This is a genomic window from Rhodococcus ruber NBRC 15591, from assembly GCF_001894945.1.
GTDB classification, from domain to species: Bacteria; Actinomycetota; Actinomycetes; order Mycobacteriales; family Mycobacteriaceae; genus Rhodococcus; species Rhodococcus ruber.
The window spans coordinates 112,268-130,523 of the sequence record NZ_BCXE01000022.1 but is presented as its reverse complement, the minus strand read 5'-3'; the positions used below and the strand labels follow the sequence as shown (position 1 = coordinate 130,523).

The following is an 18,256-nucleotide window of genomic DNA, read 5'->3' as shown; positions in this document are numbered from 1 at the left end:
ACACGCGAAAGAGCTTGGCGGCAGTCGGAATCGGCGCGATGGCGTTGATGGGCGTCGCGGCGTGCTCGTCCGACGACTCCGGCTCGTCGACGGCGACGTCGGCGACGTCGGCGATGGAGAGCGCCACGTCGGCGATGTCTCCCACCACGTCCGAGGAGGCCATGGCGTCCGGTCCGGTGGGTCCGGGTTGCGCCGCGTACGCCGAGCAGGTTCCCAGTGGGCCGGGCTCGCTGGAGTCCATCGCACAGCAACCCGTCGGGACTGCTGTCGCCGAGATTCCGATTCTGACGCAGTTGAATGCGGCGATCAGCGGGCAGCTCAACCCGGAGGTCAACCTCGTCGACACGCTCAACGGCGGTGAGTTCACCGTGTTCGCGCCGGTCGACGACGCCTTCGCCAAGGTCGATCCGGCCACCATCGAGACCCTGAAGACCGACACGGCCACCCTCACGAGCATCCTCACCTACCACGTCGTCCCCGGCCAGATCCCGCCGTCGGACATCGAGGGCACCCAGACCACCGTCCAGGGCGGTACGGTCGAGGTGACCGGCAGCGGCGAGGAATGGAAGGTCAACGACGCCAACGTCATCTGCGGCGGTATCGAGACGGCCAACGCGACCGTCTACCTGGTCGACTCCGTCCTGCTGCCGCCGGCGCCGCAGCAGTGACCCGGTAGCACCGGAGGAGTGACGTGAGACGAACGATCCGAGGCCTCGCGGCGGCCGCCCTGGCCGCCGCGGGCGCCGCCCTCATGGCGGCACCGGCGCAGGCAGCCCCGCTCACCCCCGTGGCGGAGCTCGACGTGAACCGGTACATGGGCACCTGGTATCAACTGGCCGCCAACCCCGCGCCCTTCAACCTCGACTGTGTGCTCGACACCACCGCGAACTACTCGCTGATCGACGAGCGCAACGTGCGGGTGGAGAATTCGTGCACCACCGTCACGGGGGAGCGGCGGGGAATCGTCGGCAACGCGCGGGTCAACGACACCGCCTCGCTGCACGTGAGCTTCCCCGGGGTGCCGACCCAGGATTCCCTGGACGGGCCGAGCAACTACATCGTCGGCTATCTCGCGGACGACTACTCGTGGGCGCTCGTGGGGGATCCGACCCGGGTCTCCGGGTTCGTCCTGTCCCGGTCACCGGTGGTCGACGCCGCCGCGTGGCAGCAGATCCGGTCCGTGGTCGAGCAGCAGGGCTACAACAGCTGCCTCATGCTCACCTCGCCCACCACGGAGGGCCTGCAGGAGATCAAACCGCTCTGCACCGTGTGAACGGTGTTCTGCGCGTAGCGGACTCGCACCGGCCCCGCCTGCCCGGCCGAATGTCACATTGCGTCGGTTCCATCGATCGCATGTGACATTCGGTCGCGCGCGGGCGGCGCCGGGGCCCGGATGCGTTTCCCCCGGGCACGCCCCGGCTCTGTTAGGTTCGATTCGCGACGTGGACGAGCCTTCCGATCGTCGGACCCGGCTCGTCGCGACACGAGGAGCTGGTGAAGATGATCCGCGACGCATGGCGGGGTTTGCTCAAGCCCGTCTTCGTTCCCGCCTCGCTCGTGATCCTCGGGATGATCGTGTTCGCGGTCGTCTACGCGGGATCGGCCGAGGGGGCGGTCGACGCGCTCAACCGTGCCATCACCGACGGCGTCGGCTGGTGGTACATCCTGATCGCCACCGGATTCGTGATCTTCGCCCTGTACTGCGGCCTCAGCCGCGTCGGCAACATCAAACTCGGCCGCGACGACGAACAACCCGAGTTCGGAATGCTGTCCTGGTTCGCGATGCTCTTCAGCGCCGGCATGGGCATCGGCCTGGTGTTCTACGGTGTCGCCGAACCACTCTCGCACTACGTCGATCCCCCGCAGGCAGGCCGGATCCCCGGTTCGACGGACGCCGCCGCCAATCAGGCGATGGAACTGACCATGTTCCACTGGGGTCTGCACGCGTGGGCGATCTACGTCGTCGTCGGCCTCGGTCTGGCCTACATGACGTACCGCAAGGGCCGGCCGCTGTCGGTGCGCTGGCTGCTCGAACCGCTCCTCGGACGCGCCCGCGTCGAGGGACCGATCGGGCACGCGATCGACACGATCGCGATCGTCGGCACCCTCTTCGGCGTCGCCACCTCTCTCGGCTTCGGCGTCCAGCAGATCTCGGCGGGCCTCGACTACCTGGGCTGGGTCGAGACGAACAACTGGCTCACCGTCGGGCTGATCGTCGGGGTGACGGGCCTGGCGACCTTCTCGGTGGTCTCCGGCGTCTCGCGCGGCCTGAAATGGCTGTCCAACATCAACATGGTGCTGGCGGCCTCGCTTGCGGTGTTCGTCCTGCTGCTAGGGCCGACGCTGTTCCTGCTGCAGTCGTGGGTGCAGAACCTCGGCGGCTACGCGCAGGCCCTGCCGGAGCTGATGCTGCGCACCGCACCGTTCGCCGAGGACGGCTGGTCGGGCGCGTGGACGATCTTCTACTGGGGCTGGTGGATGAGCTGGGCGCCGTTCGTCGGCATGTTCATCGCCCGCATCTCCCGCGGCCGCACGATCCGGGAGTTCGTCTTCGGTGTTCTGCTCGCCCCCACGTTCGTCGCGTCGCTGTGGTTCACGATCTTCGGCGACTCCGGAATCCTGCGGCAGCGCGACGAGGGCACCATGCTCGCCGCGGACGGCACCGTGGACACCGACACCTCGCTGTTCGTCCTCCTCGACGGCCTTCCGCTGGCCGTGGTGACGAGCCTGCTCGCGATCCTCGTGGTCGTGTTCTTCTTCGTGACATCCTCGGACTCGGGTTCGCTCGTGATCGACATCCTCGCCACCGGCGGCAACCTCGAGACCCCGAGGATCACGCGCGTCTACTGGGCGGTGCTCGAAGGGATCGCGGCGGCGGTGCTGCTGCTCGTCGGCGGCAGCGGATCGCTGACCGCGCTGCAGACCGCATCCATCGCAACGGCGGTGCCGTTCTCGATCGTCATGGTGCTGGCCTGCGTGTCGATGCTCAAGGCGTTCCGCTACGAGGTGGCGACCGCGCCCCGGTACCTCCAGATTGCGGTGAGCGCGGCGACGCCCGCCCCGGGCGGCCACGGTGCCCCCCACCGGCGGGGCATCTCCGCGACGCTCGCCGGCCTCGACACCAACGGAAACGGCGCCGCAGCGCCGGAGACCCGCGCACCGCTCGTCGTCGCCGTGCACGAGCTGCCGGCCCGTTCGGTCAGCGTCGACGCCGACACCGGACGGGTCGAAATCGACCACGGTGCCCGCCCGCAGGACCCCCTCGGCGGCGAGGTGTTCGACACCCCGGAGTTCGCCGAGTCCGCCGAGGGCGTCGCGCAACGGGAAGCCGACGAGCGACGCGCGACCACCCGCGACTGACGCCCGCCGCGACCGTCAGTCCGCCGCGCCCGCCCGCCGCGACCCAATGTCACATTGCGTCGATCGAATCGACCGGATGTGACATCGGGTCGGCGGGCGGGGTGCGTGCCGGATCGCGAGCGGCTCGGTGCGCGGCGCCCGCGATGTTCTCGAGCATGCCCTTGAAGATGATGCCGTGGAACGGCACGAGCGCGTACCAGTAGACCCGTCCCGCAAGTCCCTTCGGGAAGAAGATCGCCCGCTGGTGCAGCCGGGCCCGGCCCGGATCGAGCGGTTCGATACGCCACTCGAGCCAGGCCCCGCCCGGTGCCCGCATCTCGGCCCGCAGCCGCAGCAGGGTGGGCCGCTCGAGGCGCTCGACGCGCCAGAAGTCGAGCGCGTCCCCGGTGTGCAGGGTGCGCGGATTCCGGCGGCCCCGGGACAGGCCGACGCCGCCGGCGAAGCGGTCGAGCCACCCGCGGATCGTCCAGGCGAGGGGGAAGGAGTACCAGCCGTTCTCGCCGCCGATGCTCTCGACGACCTCCCACACCGTGCCCGCGTCGGTGTCGCAGTCGATGCGGCGCTCGTCCACGAAGACCACCTCGCCCGCCCAGTGCGGATCGGACGGCAGCGGTTCGGCCGGCGCACCGACGGGTGACGCACTCGCCCAGGTGGTTTCGACGTCGCCGCGCTCGATCTTGTGCAGCGCCAACCCGACCGCCTCCCGGTAGCCGGTCAGTCCGCCGGGCGGCGGGGGGATCACGTCGTCGATGTCGTGTTCGGAGACCACCGCGTCGTTGCTCAGCGATTCGATCAGGGCCCGGCCCAGCGACGGCGGGATAGGGGTGACCAGCCCGATCCACAGCCCGGCGAGCTTCGGGGTGAGGACGGGCAGCACCAGGATGCGCCGCCGGCGCAGCCCAGCGACCTCGGCATACACCTGCATCATCTCGCCGTAGCGCAGCACGTCCGGGCCGCCGATGTCGTAGGTGCGGCTGCGGGGGAGCGGAGCGGTGGCGGCGCCCACCAGGTAGTGCAGCACGTCGCGCACCGCGATGGGCTGGATCCTGTTGTTCACCCACTTCGGGGTGGTCATCAGGGGCAGACGGTTGCTCAGGTGCCGGATCATCTCGAACGACGCGGAGCCCGAACCGATCACCACCCCGGCCTGCAGCACCAGGGTGGGCACCCCGGATTCGACGAGGATCCGGCCGACCTGCTCCCGGGACCGCAGATGGGTGGAGAGGTCGGCCGTGTCCGGATGCAGCCCACCGAGATACACGATGCGCCGCACCCCGGCCGCGCGGGCAGCGGCGGCGACGTTCTCGGCTTCCGCGCGCTCGGTGTCGATGAACTCCCCGCGCCCACCCATCGAATGCACCAGGTAGTACAGGACGTCGACGTCCCGGCAGGCGACGGCCAGGGACTGCGGATCGGTCAGGTCACCGCGCACGATCTCGACGTCGCCGGCCCACGGCACGTCCCGCAGCTTGTCCGGGGTGCGGGCCAGGACCCGCACCCGGTGGCCCGCGTCGACAAGCAGCGGCGCGAGCCGGCCCCCGATGTAGCCGGTGGCGCCGGTGACGAGGATGCGCAGCGCAGGGGTGTTCATTCGTTCTCCACGATGTGTCCGAGCTGGTGTCGCAGGCAGGCTTCGAGCTTCGGCCGGCGGAACCGGTGGCCGTGGTCGACCAGGCACTGCGGGACCACGCACTGATCGGCGGTGGCGACCTCCCGCGCGCCCTCGTCGCCGAGCAGCAGCCGGGGCCCGAATCCCGGCACCGGCAGCAGCGCCGGCCGGTGCAGCACCCGCGCGAGCGTGCGGGTGTATTCGTCGTTGCGAACCGGTTCGGGGGCAACGGCATTGATCGGTCCCCTGATCCTCGGATCGGCGAGGGCCCGGTGGTAGACGTCGAGCAGGTCGTCGAGGTCGATCCACGACAGCCACTGCCGGCCGCTGCCGAGCCGGCCGCCGAGCCCGGCCTCGAACAGCGGGCGCAGCAGCTGCAGCGGCCCGCCGCGCGGGGTCTGCACGATGCCGGTCCGCACCAGCACCACGCGCAGTCCACCGGACGAGGCGGGAGCGGTGGCGGCCTCCCAGTCGGCGACGACGTCGGCGAGGAACCCGGACCCCTGCTGCGCGTCCTCGGCGAGCGGTTCGTCGCCCCGGTCGTAGCCGTAGAGCCCGATCGCCGACGCGGAGACGAACGTCGCCGGCCCGTTGGGGGTGCGTGCCGCGAGTTCGGCCAGCAGCCGGGTGGGCCGGATCCGGCTGTCCCTGATCGCGGCCTTGTGGGCGGCGTTGAAGCGACCGGAGATCGAGGCGCCGGCGAGGTGGACGACGGCGTCGATGCCCTCGAGCAGGTCGGGTGCGGGCGCGTCCGGATCCCAGCGACGTTCGTCGTCGCCGCGCGGTTCGCCGCGCACGAGCCGGACGACCCGGTAGCCGCCGGTGCTCAGGTAGGCGCACAGCGCGGTGCCGACGAGACCCGACGATCCGGTGACGGCGACCGTCGCGGGTCGCACTCCCTGCTCGTGCGACCACTGATGGGCGGCGAGGTCGTCGGCGAGCTGGCGGTGCCGGTAGTAGAAGGTCTGCTTCAGCAGCAACTCCGGGACGGGCGTGTCGACTCGGTCGACGACCCGGGTGCGACGGGAGCCGAGCGCCTCGAAGGTGTGCTCGTGCCGCCACGGCATCACCAGTCCGGCGGGCAGCGAGGTGAGCCCGTCGCGGCCGACGCTGTCGACGAATCGCGCGGGCGGGTCGTAGGCGTCGGCCTGGTGTTCGGCGACCCACCGCAGTCCGCCGGGCAGGCCGAGCACGGCCCGGCCCGACTTCAGGGACTCGCTCTCGGAGATCACCCGCAGCGGCTGCCACGGGGGGAGCAGACGCATGATCGCGCCCGGCCGGCTGTGCCAGTCGAAGACGTCGCCGCGCGGCGCGTCGACGACGCTCGAATACGTGATGCCCATCGTGCCTTCCTCCGCCTGGTCCGGGTTCGCGGAAGCGGCGCCGGGATCGTCCCGGCGCCGCCGCGGAATCAGCTGGGAATCATGTTGATCAGGATGGTGTAGGCGTTCACCAGAGGAGTGTGGATTGCCATGAACGCTGTCTCGACGAGTTCTCGCACGGTGGTGTTCCTCTCGGTTGTCCGTCCGGGACGGGCGTTCCGTCCCCTCGGTATTCGGAGTGGTGCGCGGCCCGGATGGGTCAGCCTTTTCCGCCGATCCGCCCGTAGCGGTCGAGCGCCACCTGTCTTTCGTGGGCGTGGTCGACGATCGGCTCGGGGTACCCGTCCGGCGGGCCGTCCGGGAGCCGGTGCACGCGTTTGCCGTCCACACCTCGCAGTTCGGGTACCCAGCGGCGCACGTATTCACCCGTCGGATCGAACTTCTCCCCCTGCGTGAGCGGGTTGAACACCCGGAAGTAGGGCGCGGCGTCGGTACCGCTGCCCGCGGTCCACTGCCACCCGTGCTGATTCGAGGCCAGGTCGCCGTCGACGAGCCGGTCCATGAAGTGCCGGGCACCCCACCACCAGGGCAGATGCAGATCCTTGGCGAGGAAGGACGCGACGATCATCCGGAGCCGGTTGTGCATCCAGCCCTCGGCGAGCAACTGCCGCATGCCCGCGTCGACGATGGGGAAGCCGGTGCGGCCCTGCTTCCATGCGGCGAAGTTGCGTTCGGCGTCGGGGCCGCGGTCGTAGGCGATGTCGTCGAAGCGGCGGTTGTAGTTGCGGCGGGCCGTGTCGGGCCGGTGGTACAGCACGTCCGCGTAGAAGTCGCGCCAGGCCAGTTCGCTGCGCAGACGGTTCGCGCCCGCGCTGCGGTCGGAGCGCACGTCGTGCAGGAGGGTGCGCGGATGGATGCACCCGAATTTCAGGTACGGCGAGAGACGGCTGGTGCGATCGAGATCGGGCCGGTCCCGGTCGGTGTCGTAGTGCGGCAGGTCGTCGTCGCGGAACTCGTGCCAGCGGTGCAGCGCGGCCGCCTCACCGGCGGGCGGCAGCGTGGCGCCGTCGAGGTCGTCGTCGGCGGGGATCGGTACGCGCGCGTCGAGACCGCCGGGGTCGATCCAGTCGACGGTGCCGGCGTCGGTGACGGCGGGTGCGCGCCAGCCGTGCTCGTGCCACGCCCGTTGGAAGGGGGTGAACACCTTGTAGGGGGTGTCGTCGCTCTTGCGGATGCGGCCGGGGGCGACGGCGTAGGGCGAGCCGGTGCGCAGCAGCGGGACGTCGCCGAGCGCCCGCTCGACGGCGTCGTCGCGGCGGGTGCCGTACGGTCCGTGGTCGGCACTGACGTGCACCGCGTCGGCGTCGAGTTCCCGGGCCAGCGCCGGAACGACCGTGGCGGGGTCGCCGTGGGTGACGAGCAGACGGGCGCCGAGATCCTCGTCGAGGGCGCGCAGGCACCGCATCAGGAAGGTGCGGCGCGGGGAACCGGAGGGACGCAGCAGCGACTCGTCGAGCACGAACAGGGCGAGGGCACGGTCGGTGGAGTCGGCGACGGACAGCAGGGTGGGCAGGTCCCGCAGCCGCAGGTCGCGGCGGAACCAGACGATACCGGGGCGGCTCACCCGTCCAGTGTGCGGGAGAACGGGGCCGGGCGGGCGGGGAGCGGTCGTCCCGGGTGAGAGACTGGCCCCCATGTCCGACGTGTTCGAGGTGCCCATCCGCGACGAGTCCATCCGGCTCGGTCAATTCCTCAAGCTGGCGAGCCTGATCGAGTCCGGCGCCGAGGCGAAGGAAGTGATCGCCGAGGGGCTCGTCAGCGTCAACGGCGAGGTGGAGGTGCGGCGCGGGCGGCAGCTGCACGTCGGGGACGTCGTGGAGATCGGGACCGCCGCCGCGCGCGTGACGTCGGGGGCGTGAGCCCCGAGGTGACGGCGGTACGACTACAGCTGCCGTCTCCGGAATCCTCGAACCCCTGCGATTTTCAGGGGAGCTGCCGCACCTGCTTGCCGAGGGCGAACAGGCGGTGGGCGAGCCTCATGACGGGAATGCCCAGCGGAATCAGGATGATCGTCACGCACAGCACCCCGCCGACGAGCCACACCACCGCCGCGAGGAGTCCCACCACCGCGCCGAGCACGGCCGTGAGGATCCCCAGCACCGCATTGAGCAGGCCCTTCAGCGCTCGCATGACGACCTCCTGGTTATCAGTGTGCGCGCATACGGGCCGGGGCGCACCCGTTTTCGGTCGACCTCGCCGCACCGGACCGGCCGGCAGCCGATGCCCGGGTGCGGGAGACGGACGCCGTCCCGGATGTGTTGTCAGCCGGTCTCGTCCGTGTCCTTGTCCCCGTGGTCCTTCTCCTCGCGTCGGTCCAGGATCCCGGCGGTGACGCCGTACGGCAGGAAGCGCACCGATCGGCGCGGGTCGGTGTTGTTCTTGTGCGCGCGCAGCGCCTCGAGTTCGGTGGGGAAGACCTGCTCGACGCGGGCGGTCCCGTCGTCGTCGAGCGTGTAGATCACCCACACACCGTCGCCGGTCTCGCCGGCGGTGGGCGGTGCCGGGCGGGTGCGGGGTGCGCCCGCGAGGTCGGGGAAGATGCTCGCCCACGGGATTCCGGCGTCCGGTTGCTCGACGAACCGGCCGATCTTGGCGGCCAGATCGCGCAACCCCTCCCCGGCGTCGCGGAAGACACGGTCGAGGTCCTCCGGGTCGAATCCGAACGGGTTGTTCTCGCCCATGAGGGCCTCCTGAGGTCGCGGGCCGCGCGTGCGGCCGTGATTCCTCCAGTGTGGGCACTGTCGCCGGACCGCGCCACCATCCCGGTGTGGCGCGACCTCAGGAGGCGTGCGCCGCGCGGACGTTCTGCGACCAGTCGTGCACCCAGGCGGGCAGGTCGGGCAGGTCGGTGAGGGCGGGGAACGCCTGCGCGACGGTGTCCGGCGGGACGGAGCGGCCGTCGCGATCGAGCACGCGGAGTCCGATCACGGCCCGGGCACTGCTCGCCCCGTCCACCGTCACGTGCTGTTCGACGTACAGGTTCCTGGCGTCGGTACCGAGGAGGCGGGTCGCCACGTCGAACTGCTGCCGATGCCGCAGCGACCGGTGGTAGGTCGCCGTCTGGACGACGACGACCGTCTGCCACCGGTGCCGGCGGAGGGCCTGCCAGAGTCCGGTGCGGACGAACAACTCGAACCGGCCGAGGTCGAGAATGGTGAGGTACCGGCCGTTGTTCATGTGCATCGCCGCGTCGAGGTCGGCGACGGCCACGCGGAACGGAGTGTGCACCGTCTCGTGCGGCCGGACCGGATCCGCCTTGCGGGCGCGAAGAAATGTCCGCGCCGTACGCAGCGCCATGAGCATGCCGGCCCCCGGTCAGTTCTCGGCGCGGACGACGATGCCGTCGTGGTCGCTGTAGAGCATCTCGCCGGGGTTGAAGGTGACGCCGCCGAACTCCACCGGCACGTTCTTCTCGCCGGACCCCGTCTGGGTGCTCTTGCGCGGGTTGGTGCCGAGTGCCTTGATGCCGATCCCCAGGGTGCGCAGGATCGCCGAGTCCCGGACCGCGCCGTTGACGACGACACCGGCCCAGCCGTTGTCGACGCCGCGGCCGGCGATGATGTCGCCGACGAGAGCGGTGTGCACGCTGGCGTCGCCGTCGACGACGAGGACACCGCCGTTGCCGGGCTCGCTCAGGGTCTGCTTGACGAGCAGGTTGTCCTGGAAGCAGCGGATGGTGGTGATCCGGCCGGCGAAGACCTCGTGGCCGCCGAACTGGATGAACTGCGTGTCGCAGCTGCGGATGTCGGGGCCGATCTCGTCGGCGAGGTCGGCGGTGGCCGGAACGTCGTGGGTGGAGGGTTCGCTCATGTCGCCGAGAGTAGTAGGAGAACGCCGTCCGGTCGGCGCGGGGCGGATACCGGCAGATCATCTGCCTGTTTGAGTTCCAAACGGGTAGATTCTTGTATCCTAAGAGCCATCGGGGCTGGGATGGATTTCGCACACAGGACGGTCAAATGCCACTCGACGGAAGCTCGACGGTTGTTCGCGTGCCCAAGGCAGGTGAGCTGATCGCCGCGAGCCTGCGCCGGCAGATCATCACCGGGGAACTGCACGCCGGCGAGCCGTTGCCGAACGAGGCCGCGCTCATGGAACGCTTCGGCGTTTCCCGTCCCACGCTGCGAGAGGCCTTCCGCATCCTGGAGTCGGAAGGCATCATCACCGTCCTGCGCGGCGCCCACGGCGGCGCCCGCGTGCAGGCACCGGACGGCTCGACCGCCGCCCGCTACACCGGCCTGCTGCTGCAGTACCGGGGAGTCCCGCTCGCCGACGTGTACCGCGCCCGCACCGAACTCGAGGTGGACGGCGTCGGCCTGCTCGCCGCCGCCCCGGCCGGGCGGATCGACACGCTCGCCGAACTGGTCGAGCGGGGCGAGGACCTCCTCGGCGACCCCGCGGCCTTCGCCAGGTACGACACCGAGGTGCACCGGGCAGTGATGGAACTGGCCGGCAACCAGACGATGGCGGCCCTCGCGGGGATGCTGCTCGACATCATGGACGCCCACAACGCGCTGTATCTCTCCACGCGCGCCGATGCGGCGGATCGTCCCGAGGCGGCGGTGGCGTTGCGCGCCAACCGCAAGCTCGTCACACTGCTGCGCGAAGGCGATTCCGAAGCGGCACAAGCATTCTGGCGCAGGCACCTCGACAGCGTCGAGCAGTACATGACGGGTGATTCGGCGACCACCCTCGTCGAGGTCCTGTCCTAGCCGAGCCGCCGAAGCGGGGGAACTCGCGGCGAGCGGGCGGTTGTCGCGCCGACGTGCGAGTGAGATCGACGGAAACCACCCGTTCGGCGGCGGAACCTCCCGCTCGGCTCGATCTGTGCCGGATCAGCGCCCGAATCGCCGCTCGTACTCGTCGCGTTCGCGATCGGCCCGCACGCGCGCCTTCTCGCCGAGCAGGTTCGGGTCCAGACCGTGCTGCTCCAGGCGGTGCCGCCGCCAGATCTGCATCAGGGCGATCGCGAAGTACACCAGGGGGATGAACAGCAGCGCCATCATCGCCAGCGGCACCCACACCGGCCCGGGGATGAGCAGGAACAGCGCGAGGAACGGCACGATCGGCAGGGTGAACCGCACGAGGTACCGCACCGTCGCGCCGGGGCCGACGAGGTCGTTGCGGACCCAGTCCCGAAGGGAGTCGGGGAGCGTGCGGCCGAACAGGTATCCGACGTACTGGGGGAAACTCGGTCGCGCACTACTCGTCATGCCACCGAGGATAGGCCGCTCATCCGTACAACCCGCTGAGCCGGTCGGAGAAGTTGTCGATGACGATCTTGCGACGCAGCTTCATGCTCGGCGTGAGGTCCCCGGCCTCCACCGACAGCTCGCGGTCGATGATGGTGAACTTCTTGACCTGCTCCCACCGGTTGAGCTGATCGTTGAGCTGATCGATATAGCCGCCAATCAGGTCGCGGGTCTTCTCGTCGTGCGCGATCTCCTCGAACGACTTGCCGCCCAGGCCGTTCTTCTCGGCCCACTCGTGGATCGCCTCGGGATCGAGGCCTACCAGGGCCACGCAGTACGGCTGGCCCTCGCCGTGGACGATGATCTCGCTCGCATAGGGGCACAGACCCTTGAAGGTCGCGGCGATGGCGGACGGCGCGACGTACTTGCCCTGTGACGTCTTGAACATGTCCTTCTTGCGGTCGGTGATCCGCAGGAACCCGTCGGAGTCGACCTCGCCGATGTCCCCGGTGTGGAACCAGCCGTCGTCCTCGAACGCCTCGGCGTCCGCGTCGGGACGATCGTGGTAACCGCTCATCACACCGGGACCCTTGATGAGGATCTCCCCGTCCTCCGCGATCTTGACCTCGGTCTCCGGGAAGGGCCAGCCGACCGTGCCGAAACGGTACGCGAGCGGCCGGTTGAGGAACGACGCGGCGGAGGTCTCCGACAGTCCGTAGCCTTCGAGGACGATGATGCCGACGGCATCGAACCACTGTGCGACGTCGCGGTCCAGCGGAGCGGACCCGGAGACGAAGAACCGCAGCCGGCCGCCGAACCGCTCCCGGATCTTGGTGAAGACGAGCTTGTCGGCGAGCTTGTACTGCAGCCGGTCCAGCGGCGACGGGTTGCGGTCCTCCTGCTTGGCCTTCGAGACCCGTGTTCCGACCCCGACGGCCCAGTCGAAGATCTTCTTCTTGGCGCCGCCCTCCTCCGCCATCATCGCCTCGATGCGCGCGTGGGCCTTCTCGAACACGCGCGGCGCCGCGCCCATGAAGGTCGGCTGCACCACGGCGAGGTTCTCCACGATCTTCTCGACCCGGCCGTCGATGGCGGTGGGCATGCCCACCTGCAGCGGCAGGCTCAGCAGCACCTTGCCGAACACGTGCGACAGGGGCAACCACAGGTACTGCAGGTCGTCCGGACCGAGAATGCCGAGGGCATCGACGGCGGCGGCGGTGTACGTCCACGCCGAGTGCGGCAGCCGCACGCCCTTCGGCTTGCCGGTGGTGCCGGACGTGTAGATGAGGGTGGCGAGGTGATCCGGCCGGATCTCCCGGACCCGGTCCTCGACGGCGTTCGGCGACTCCGCGATCAGCTGCCGGCCGCGCTCCTCGAGGTCGGCCAGGGTGATCACCCAGTTCCCGTCCCCGGGGCCGTCGATCACGACCACCTGCTGCACGTCCGGTAGCTGTGCGCGCTGCTCGACGAGCTTGTCGACCTGTGTCCTGTCCTCGGCGACGACCACGCGGCTGCCCGAGTTGGACACGATGAACCCGACGTCGGGAGCCTTGGTGGTGGGGTAGACCGTCGTGGTCGCAGCGCCCGCGCACATCACCGCGAGGTCGACGATCACCCACTCGTACCGGGTCGACGACGCCAGCGCGATCCGGTCCTCGGGCTCGATGCCGAGCGCGATCAACCCGGCCGCCAGCAGACGGACGCGGTCACCGACCTGCTGCCAGGTCACGCTCTCCCACCCGTCGTCCTTCGGGAACCGGAACGCCTCCGTGCCGGGGCTGGCCGCAATTCGGTCGAGGAAGAGCTGAGCCACCGACGGGGCCCGCTTCTCGATCTTCGAGTGGTCGACCGGCTCGTCGGAGATTCGCAGCGCTGTCATACCCCGAGTCTAGAAAGGCCGCACGCACCGCGGGGAGGGTTTGGGCTGTTCACTCCGGCTTCCGGCCCACGCTTACCGCGCCTGCCGGTGCTGCCGGGCGTGGGCGAGAGCCGCGGCCGCCCGCAGCACCCGCGGTGCGCGCCGGGCGGTGCGGCGCCCGGTCCGGTCGAGCACGGACAGGTCGAGGGATCGGCGCGATCGGCGTCGGGTCGGTGATCGCGTCGGTGAGCCGCACCCACTGCGCGACGAACCTCGCGGCTGTCTCGCCGGGGTCGTGGCCTGGGGGCACCGTCCGCCTGCGGGGGACGATGAAGACACTTCTGCATTCGGTCTAGGTTTACGGCTTACAGATGGTGACGAAAATTGCCATTTACGCAGCTATCGCCGAGAACCCCGAGGTGAGCGTGCTTTCCCGCGCAGAGACTCTGTCGGAGCCGTCCGGTACTGTTCCCACCCGTGGAGCACCAGCCGAAACCCGCCGACGGAGGCCAGCTCGCGGTACCCGGGACCCCGGCGGGGCCCGCTGTCGGTTCCCGATCGAAGTGGCGGATTCCCATGAGAAGTGGCGGGTCGGTGGCGGGTTCCCACCTGAAGTGGCGAAGATGTTCGGTGCCGACTGCTGCTTCTGAGCTCCGAGACGATGCGAGTGCCTGGGGTAATTCCTGTTTCAAGGTGGAGTTCGTGATGTTGTCCGGTGACCGGCGGAGGCTGCCGTGGCAGTCGCTTCCGCAGGTCGTCATGGGGATCGGCTGGTCGACACCCGCTACTACGCCGCAGGGGCGACCAGCACCAAGCCCAGCACCGAGACACCTACAGATTCACCTACCGAAGCCACAGCCAGGACCGCCACGCGCACGAACCCACCCCCCCCGACCAGAAATCCGCCACTTCAGACGGGAATCAATTACAGATGGCAGCACGGACCCCGAATGGCGAGCCGCAGTTCAACGAGGATCAGCCTCGCCACACCAGACGGGACCTGACACCCGCGCTGCCGGACATCACGGCGACGACTGCCTCCCGGATCGCGGAGTCGGTGGCGTCGGCGCGGGCCGCCGGGACCCGCCGCACCTACGCCTCCGCGTGGCGGGCCTTCACCACCTGGTGCGCGCGCGAGGGCCACACCGCGGTGCCGGCGCACCCGGTCACCGTCGCTGCCTACCTCGTCGCCTGCGCCGACACCGTCACCGAGGCGGGGGAGCGGGCCTACGCCCCGGCGACCCTGGCGCATCGCCTCGCCGCGATCGCCCACCACCACCGCCAGAGCGGGCACCCGACTCCCACCGGCGACGACCTGGTAAAAGCGACCATGTCCGGCATCCGCCGCGGTTACGCCACCACGGGGGAGCGGCCGCGCAGCCCGCGGGCGCCGCTGCTCACCGCCGACATCGTGGCGATCGTCGACAAGGCCCGCGCCGACTGCCAGGGCTGGGCGGACGAGGTGGTCGAACGCCGCGACACCGCCCTCCTGCTGCTCGGCTTCGCCGGGGCGTTCCGCCGCAGCGAACTCGTCGCCCTGAACTGCAGCGACGTGTCCCTGCACCGGCTCGACGGCCTGCACATCAAACTCCGCAAGTCGAAGACCGACCAGGAGGGCCGCGGCACCGTCCGGGCCCTGCCCTTCACGCACAGCCACACCAGCTGCCCGCCGTGCGCGTGGCTGCGGTGGGCCCAGGTGATCGCCGCCCACGATGCGGGTGGCCGGCCCGCGGTGATCCGGCTGCTGCGGGATGCGGAGCCGTTCGACGCGCACGTGTGCCGCGGCACCCGCCCCCGCACCACCTCGGGGGCGCCGCTGCTGCGGGCGATCCGTAAGAACGGCAACCTCTCCGACACCGCCTTGTCGGGGGCGGCGGTGCACCACGCGATCCGCCGCCGCGCCGAGTCGGCCGGCTACGACCCCGAGATCGTGAAGCAGCTCGGGGGGCATTCGCTGCGGGCCGGGTTCGTCACCCAGGCCTTCCGCAACGGCGCCTCCGCGCACGCGATCATGCGCCAGACCGGGCACACCACCCCCGCCATGCTCGAGGTCTACGCCCGCGAACACGCACCCCTCTTGGGCAACGCTGTCACCAATCTGGGGCTGTGAGCGATGACCAGCACCGACACCTCCCCGCGGCGACCCGACGACATCCACGACACGGAGCGTGGGCTGCGGGTCCCGGCGCGGTACCGCCACGACTGGGCCCTGTTTACGGACTGGTGCGCTGCCGCCGATCGGTCGCCGATTCCGGCCAGTCCTGACACGCTCGCGCTGTTCCTGCACGAACACCCCGCCGTGGCGGCGACCCAGCGACGCCGACTCTCGGCGATCAATGCCGTCCATACCCGGCACGGCTACCCGGCCCCGGGGCGGACCGAGACGGTGCGCCGGCACCTCGACGCCGCTCGTGCTCAACGCCTCGATCGGCTCGGATGCCTTCTGATACAGCGAGCGCATGAGCTACCCACCGAGGGCTGGCCGAGCGGACTGTTCGGCCGTCGCGACGCCCTCCTGCTGGTTCTTGCCGCGACCGGGATGACCTTCACCGACATCACCCGCCTGCGCCGCCGCGACCTCCGCCTCGACGGGAACACCCTGGTGGTCACGACCCGCGCTGGTGAACGCTTCCCGATCGCACCGGATCCCGAGGCCGGGGACAATCCCGCGGTTGGGATCTACCGGCGGTGGGCAGAGATTCAGGCGTTTCTCGACCAGTACCCGGGCACGCACCTGCTGCGCCATCACCTCACCAACCCGACCGCGATCGTCACCGATCCGTTCGATGCGGAGCAGGCCCGCCAGCCGCTGCTGTGTCCGATCGACCGCTGGGGACACCTCCCGCACGCGCAGTCGATGACTCCGCAGGCGGTGTCGATGCTGGTGCGGGCGCACCTGTCCGGCCGCGCCCCGGTGCGCAGGGCGCTGCCCGTCTCGCCACAGGGTGCCATCGACGCCTGCGTCGAGCCGGAGATCAACCTCGATCCCGGCTACTACGACCGTGGTGTCGCCGCCCGGCGCCGTGACCATGAGAGCCTCGACGATCTGTCCGATCTGTTCTACGACATCGAGGCACGGGCCGAGGCGCTGCTCGACGATCTCATCGGCGTGCTGGAAACCGGGTGAAAGCCCCGGCCCGGCCCGGTCGGGCCCCGCCGCCGTGGCGGGGCCGGCACCGGGATGGGGCGGTGCCTGTCGGCACGGCGTCGTCGGGCCTATGCGTGGAGAGGTGCCCGGCCGGTGGTTCACTGGGGATCGTGACGGCTTCGGATGATGCACGCCGGCGCGCCGACGAGCTGATCGCCGCGCTGAGCCCGCAGGAACAACAGGCGATGGTGGAGGCGTTGCGCGCCGGCAGCGCCCGGGACTGGCTCGACGAGTTGCTGCGCACACCGGAACCGGTGGTCGGTCAGGTACCGGATCGGGTCCGGGGTGTGCGGGTGCGGGTGGATCTGCTCGGCGCCAAGCCGCCGGTGTGGCGGCGGCTCGAGCTGCCCGGGGATCTGACCCTCGACCGGCTGCACACGGTGCTCCAGGCCGCGATGGGCTGGCTCGACTGCCATCTGCATCGCTTCCGCACCGGCAACGACTCCCGCGCCCCCTATTTCGTGACCGCCTTCGACGTCGAGGACGGCGAGGACGGGATCCTTGAGGACACCGTGCGGCTCGATCAGCTGCTCACCGAATCCGGTGATCGCCTCTGGTACGACTACGACTTCGGTGACGGATGGGCTCACGTGGTGCAGGTCGAAGCGGTCCTCGACGAACCCCCCACCACGGTGCGTTGCACCACCGGCCGCAATGCCTGCCCACCGGAGGACTGCGGCGGCATCTGGGGCTATGCGGACCTGGCGGCCTGGGTGCGCGGAGGCTGCGATCCGGTGGCGGTCCCGGCGCCGTTCGACACCGCCGACGATGCCCGCGACTGGCTGCCGCTCGACTGGCATCCGGACCGGTTCGATCCCGCCGAGGCCACCGCCGCGATCGCCGCGGCGATCACCCCACCGGTTGCGGTGCCCGCCGAGCTCGCCGCCCTGCGCACCCGACTCGAACTCCACGGCGATCCGGCGTTGACCCTCCTGCTGGAACACGCCACCACCGGGGCGGTGATCGAGGTCGGCGAGGCGGAGGCCGCGCAGCTGCTCGAGCCGTATCTGCTGTTGCTCGAGGCGATCGGTGACGGGGTGCAGCTGACCGCTGCCGGCTACCTGCCCCCGGCGCTGGTCGGGCACCTCGCCGAACGGACCGGCGTGACCGGATGGTGGATCGGCGCCGCCAATCGTGAAGACCTGACCGTCCCGGTGGCCCGGTTGCGGGCCAGCGCGCGCACCCTCGGCCTGATCGGGGTGCGCACAGGGCGCCTGGCCCCGACGGCCGTGGCCCGCCGATACCGCCACCGGCCCCTGGCGTTGTGGCAGCACCTGATCTCCCGGCTACCGGTGGGCAGGACCGACTTCGACCGGCAGGCCGGCTGGATCACCGCCGCGGTGATCGCCGGCGGGGCGCCTGCCGAGCACTGGCACACCGAGATCGCCGCCCTGCTGCAGGCACTGGGCTGGCGCAGCCAGGGCAGGAGCTCTCTTACTCCTGCCGCGGTCGTCAATCCCACCCTCGAGGTGTTCGACATCCTCGCCGGCACCACCCGTGGCGGTCGGCCCACCGGCCGCCACCCCGCCGTGGCCGCTACCGCCCGCGCCGTCATCACCCCCTGACCCCTCGACGACGACACGCGGCCCGGTAGGGAATAGCCACACCGGACCGGCATGCAGCACGGGTAACCAGGACCGAGAACCAAGCATCACCGCAGGTGACTGTCCTCTCCGGCGTGCTCTTGAGTGTCCTGCTCGAGGATCGTCA

The 18,256-nt window shown here is 70.4% G+C and carries 17 protein-coding genes; 8 read left to right on the top strand and 9 right to left on the bottom strand.

The features are described from left to right. The first annotated feature begins 47 nt into the window (after positions 1-47). From RR3_RS15260 to RR3_RS15250, 3 genes are all read left to right on the top strand, one after another. A complete protein-coding gene (locus tag RR3_RS15260) occupies positions 48-668 on the top strand; it encodes a fasciclin domain-containing protein (protein WP_234420142.1) in 621 nt (206 codons plus the stop codon). Positions 669-691: 23 nt separating this feature from the next. Further along, the gene (locus RR3_RS15255) at positions 692-1,273 is read left to right on the top strand and encodes a lipocalin family protein (RefSeq protein ID WP_064066388.1); all 582 of its coding nucleotides are present in this window, start codon (positions 692-694) and stop codon (positions 1,271-1,273) included. A 227-nt stretch (positions 1,274-1,500) separates the two neighbouring features. After that, entirely contained in the window at positions 1,501-3,360 is a 1,860-nt protein-coding gene (locus RR3_RS15250; protein ID WP_043805608.1) for a BCCT family transporter, read from the top strand. 49 nt (positions 3,361-3,409) lie between these two features. Here the strand turns inward: RR3_RS15250 and RR3_RS15245 are convergent, their stop codons facing one another. From RR3_RS15245 to RR3_RS15235, 3 genes are all read right to left on the bottom strand, one after another. Next, positions 3,410-4,951 (bottom strand): SDR family oxidoreductase, encoded by a 1,542-nt coding sequence (locus RR3_RS15245; RefSeq protein WP_064066387.1) that lies wholly within the window; start codon positions 4,949-4,951, stop codon positions 3,410-3,412. Beyond that, positions 4,948-6,312 (bottom strand): TIGR01777 family oxidoreductase, encoded by a 1,365-nt coding sequence (locus RR3_RS15240; protein WP_010595514.1) that lies wholly within the window; start codon positions 6,310-6,312, stop codon positions 4,948-4,950. The genes RR3_RS15245 and RR3_RS15240 overlap by 4 nt, the downstream gene beginning before the upstream one ends. A 238-nt stretch (positions 6,313-6,550) precedes the next feature. Beyond that, positions 6,551-7,915, bottom strand: a complete 1,365-nt coding sequence (locus RR3_RS15235) for a cryptochrome/photolyase family protein (protein WP_064066386.1) — start codon at positions 7,913-7,915, stop codon at positions 6,551-6,553. 70 nt (positions 7,916-7,985) lie between these two features. Between RR3_RS15235 and RR3_RS15230 the strand changes: the two genes are divergently transcribed. Continuing rightward, positions 7,986-8,210, top strand: coding sequence for an RNA-binding S4 domain-containing protein (locus RR3_RS15230; protein WP_010595516.1), 225 nt, complete (start codon positions 7,986-7,988; stop codon positions 8,208-8,210). A gap of 64 nt (positions 8,211-8,274) precedes the next feature. Here the strand turns inward: RR3_RS15230 and RR3_RS15225 are convergent, their stop codons facing one another. The 4 genes from RR3_RS15225 to rraA form a co-directional block, all read right to left on the bottom strand. Then, positions 8,275-8,481 carry a hypothetical protein gene (locus RR3_RS15225; protein ID WP_010595517.1) on the bottom strand — a complete coding sequence of 69 codons (207 nt, stop codon included), beginning with the start codon at positions 8,479-8,481 and terminating at the stop codon, positions 8,275-8,277. A gap of 131 nt (positions 8,482-8,612) precedes the next feature. Then, positions 8,613-9,032 carry an Rv0313 family protein gene (locus tag RR3_RS15220; RefSeq protein WP_017681126.1) on the bottom strand — a complete coding sequence of 140 codons (420 nt, stop codon included), beginning with the start codon at positions 9,030-9,032 and terminating at the stop codon, positions 8,613-8,615. Between the two features lie 97 nt (positions 9,033-9,129). Next, positions 9,130-9,648, bottom strand: coding sequence for an acyl-CoA thioesterase (locus RR3_RS15215; protein ID WP_234420143.1), 519 nt, complete (start codon positions 9,646-9,648; stop codon positions 9,130-9,132). Between the two features lie 18 nt (positions 9,649-9,666). Beyond that, complete coding sequence (rraA, locus tag RR3_RS15210) at positions 9,667-10,161, bottom strand: ribonuclease E activity regulator RraA (protein ID WP_010595520.1); 495 nt, start codon at positions 10,159-10,161, stop codon at positions 9,667-9,669. A gap of 146 nt (positions 10,162-10,307) precedes the next feature. On the opposite strand from rraA, the gene RR3_RS15205 reads away from it, so the two are divergent. Then, entirely contained in the window at positions 10,308-11,060 is a 753-nt protein-coding gene (locus tag RR3_RS15205; RefSeq protein ID WP_064066385.1) for a FadR/GntR family transcriptional regulator, read from the top strand. A 123-nt stretch (positions 11,061-11,183) separates the two neighbouring features. Here RR3_RS15205 and RR3_RS15200 read toward each other — a convergent pair whose 3' ends face one another. Both RR3_RS15200 and RR3_RS15195 read right to left on the bottom strand, forming a co-directional pair. Continuing rightward, a complete protein-coding gene (locus RR3_RS15200) occupies positions 11,184-11,561 on the bottom strand; it encodes a DUF5313 family protein (RefSeq protein WP_064066384.1) in 378 nt (125 codons plus the stop codon). A gap of 19 nt (positions 11,562-11,580) precedes the next feature. Beyond that, positions 11,581-13,419 carry an AMP-dependent synthetase/ligase gene (locus tag RR3_RS15195; RefSeq protein WP_064066383.1) on the bottom strand — a complete coding sequence of 613 codons (1,839 nt, stop codon included), beginning with the start codon at positions 13,417-13,419 and terminating at the stop codon, positions 11,581-11,583. A gap of 910 nt (positions 13,420-14,329) precedes the next feature. Here RR3_RS15195 and RR3_RS15185 point away from each other — a divergent pair. From RR3_RS15185 to RR3_RS15175, 3 genes are all read left to right on the top strand, one after another. After that, on the top strand, positions 14,330-15,508 hold the full coding sequence (locus tag RR3_RS15185) for a site-specific integrase (protein WP_234420144.1): 1,179 nt from the start codon (positions 14,330-14,332) through the stop codon (positions 15,506-15,508). Between the two features lie 3 nt (positions 15,509-15,511). Beyond that, on the top strand, positions 15,512-16,525 hold the full coding sequence (locus RR3_RS15180) for a site-specific integrase (protein ID WP_064066382.1): 1,014 nt from the start codon (positions 15,512-15,514) through the stop codon (positions 16,523-16,525). Between the two features lie 131 nt (positions 16,526-16,656). After that, the gene (locus RR3_RS15175) at positions 16,657-18,111 is read left to right on the top strand and encodes a plasmid pRiA4b ORF-3 family protein (RefSeq protein ID WP_064066381.1); all 1,455 of its coding nucleotides are present in this window, start codon (positions 16,657-16,659) and stop codon (positions 18,109-18,111) included. Positions 18,112-18,256: the final 145 nt, after the last annotated feature.

What these genes read in the sequence shown, in the direction of transcription:
- rraA (WP_010595520.1), bottom strand. Translation starts at nt 10,161, where the DNA reads ATGAGCGAACCCTCCACCCACGACGTTCCGGCCACCGCCGACCTCGCC.
- RR3_RS15245 (WP_064066387.1), bottom strand. Translation starts at nt 4,951, where the DNA reads ATGAACACCCCTGCGCTGCGCATCCTCGTCACCGGCGCCACCGGCTAC.
- RR3_RS15200 (WP_064066384.1), bottom strand. Translation starts at nt 11,561, where the DNA reads ATGACGAGTAGTGCGCGACCGAGTTTCCCCCAGTACGTCGGATACCTG.
- RR3_RS15205 (WP_064066385.1), top strand. Translation starts at nt 10,308, where the DNA reads ATGCCACTCGACGGAAGCTCGACGGTTGTTCGCGTGCCCAAGGCAGGT.
- RR3_RS15195 (WP_064066383.1), bottom strand. Translation starts at nt 13,419, where the DNA reads ATGACAGCGCTGCGAATCTCCGACGAGCCGGTCGACCACTCGAAGATC.
- RR3_RS15230 (WP_010595516.1), top strand. Translation starts at nt 7,986, where the DNA reads ATGTCCGACGTGTTCGAGGTGCCCATCCGCGACGAGTCCATCCGGCTC.
- RR3_RS15240 (WP_010595514.1), bottom strand. Translation starts at nt 6,312, where the DNA reads ATGGGCATCACGTATTCGAGCGTCGTCGACGCGCCGCGCGGCGACGTC.
- RR3_RS15185 (WP_234420144.1), top strand. Translation starts at nt 14,330, where the DNA reads ATGGCAGCACGGACCCCGAATGGCGAGCCGCAGTTCAACGAGGATCAG.
- RR3_RS15220 (WP_017681126.1), bottom strand. Translation starts at nt 9,032, where the DNA reads ATGGGCGAGAACAACCCGTTCGGATTCGACCCGGAGGACCTCGACCGT.
- RR3_RS15225 (WP_010595517.1), bottom strand. Translation starts at nt 8,481, where the DNA reads ATGCGAGCGCTGAAGGGCCTGCTCAATGCGGTGCTGGGGATCCTCACG.
- RR3_RS15250 (WP_043805608.1), top strand. Translation starts at nt 1,501, where the DNA reads ATGATCCGCGACGCATGGCGGGGTTTGCTCAAGCCCGTCTTCGTTCCC.
- RR3_RS15215 (WP_234420143.1), bottom strand. Translation starts at nt 9,648, where the DNA reads ATGGCGCTGCGTACGGCGCGGACATTTCTTCGCGCCCGCAAGGCGGAT.
- RR3_RS15180 (WP_064066382.1), top strand. Translation starts at nt 15,512, where the DNA reads ATGACCAGCACCGACACCTCCCCGCGGCGACCCGACGACATCCACGAC.
- RR3_RS15260 (WP_234420142.1), top strand. Translation starts at nt 48, where the DNA reads ATGGGCGTCGCGGCGTGCTCGTCCGACGACTCCGGCTCGTCGACGGCG.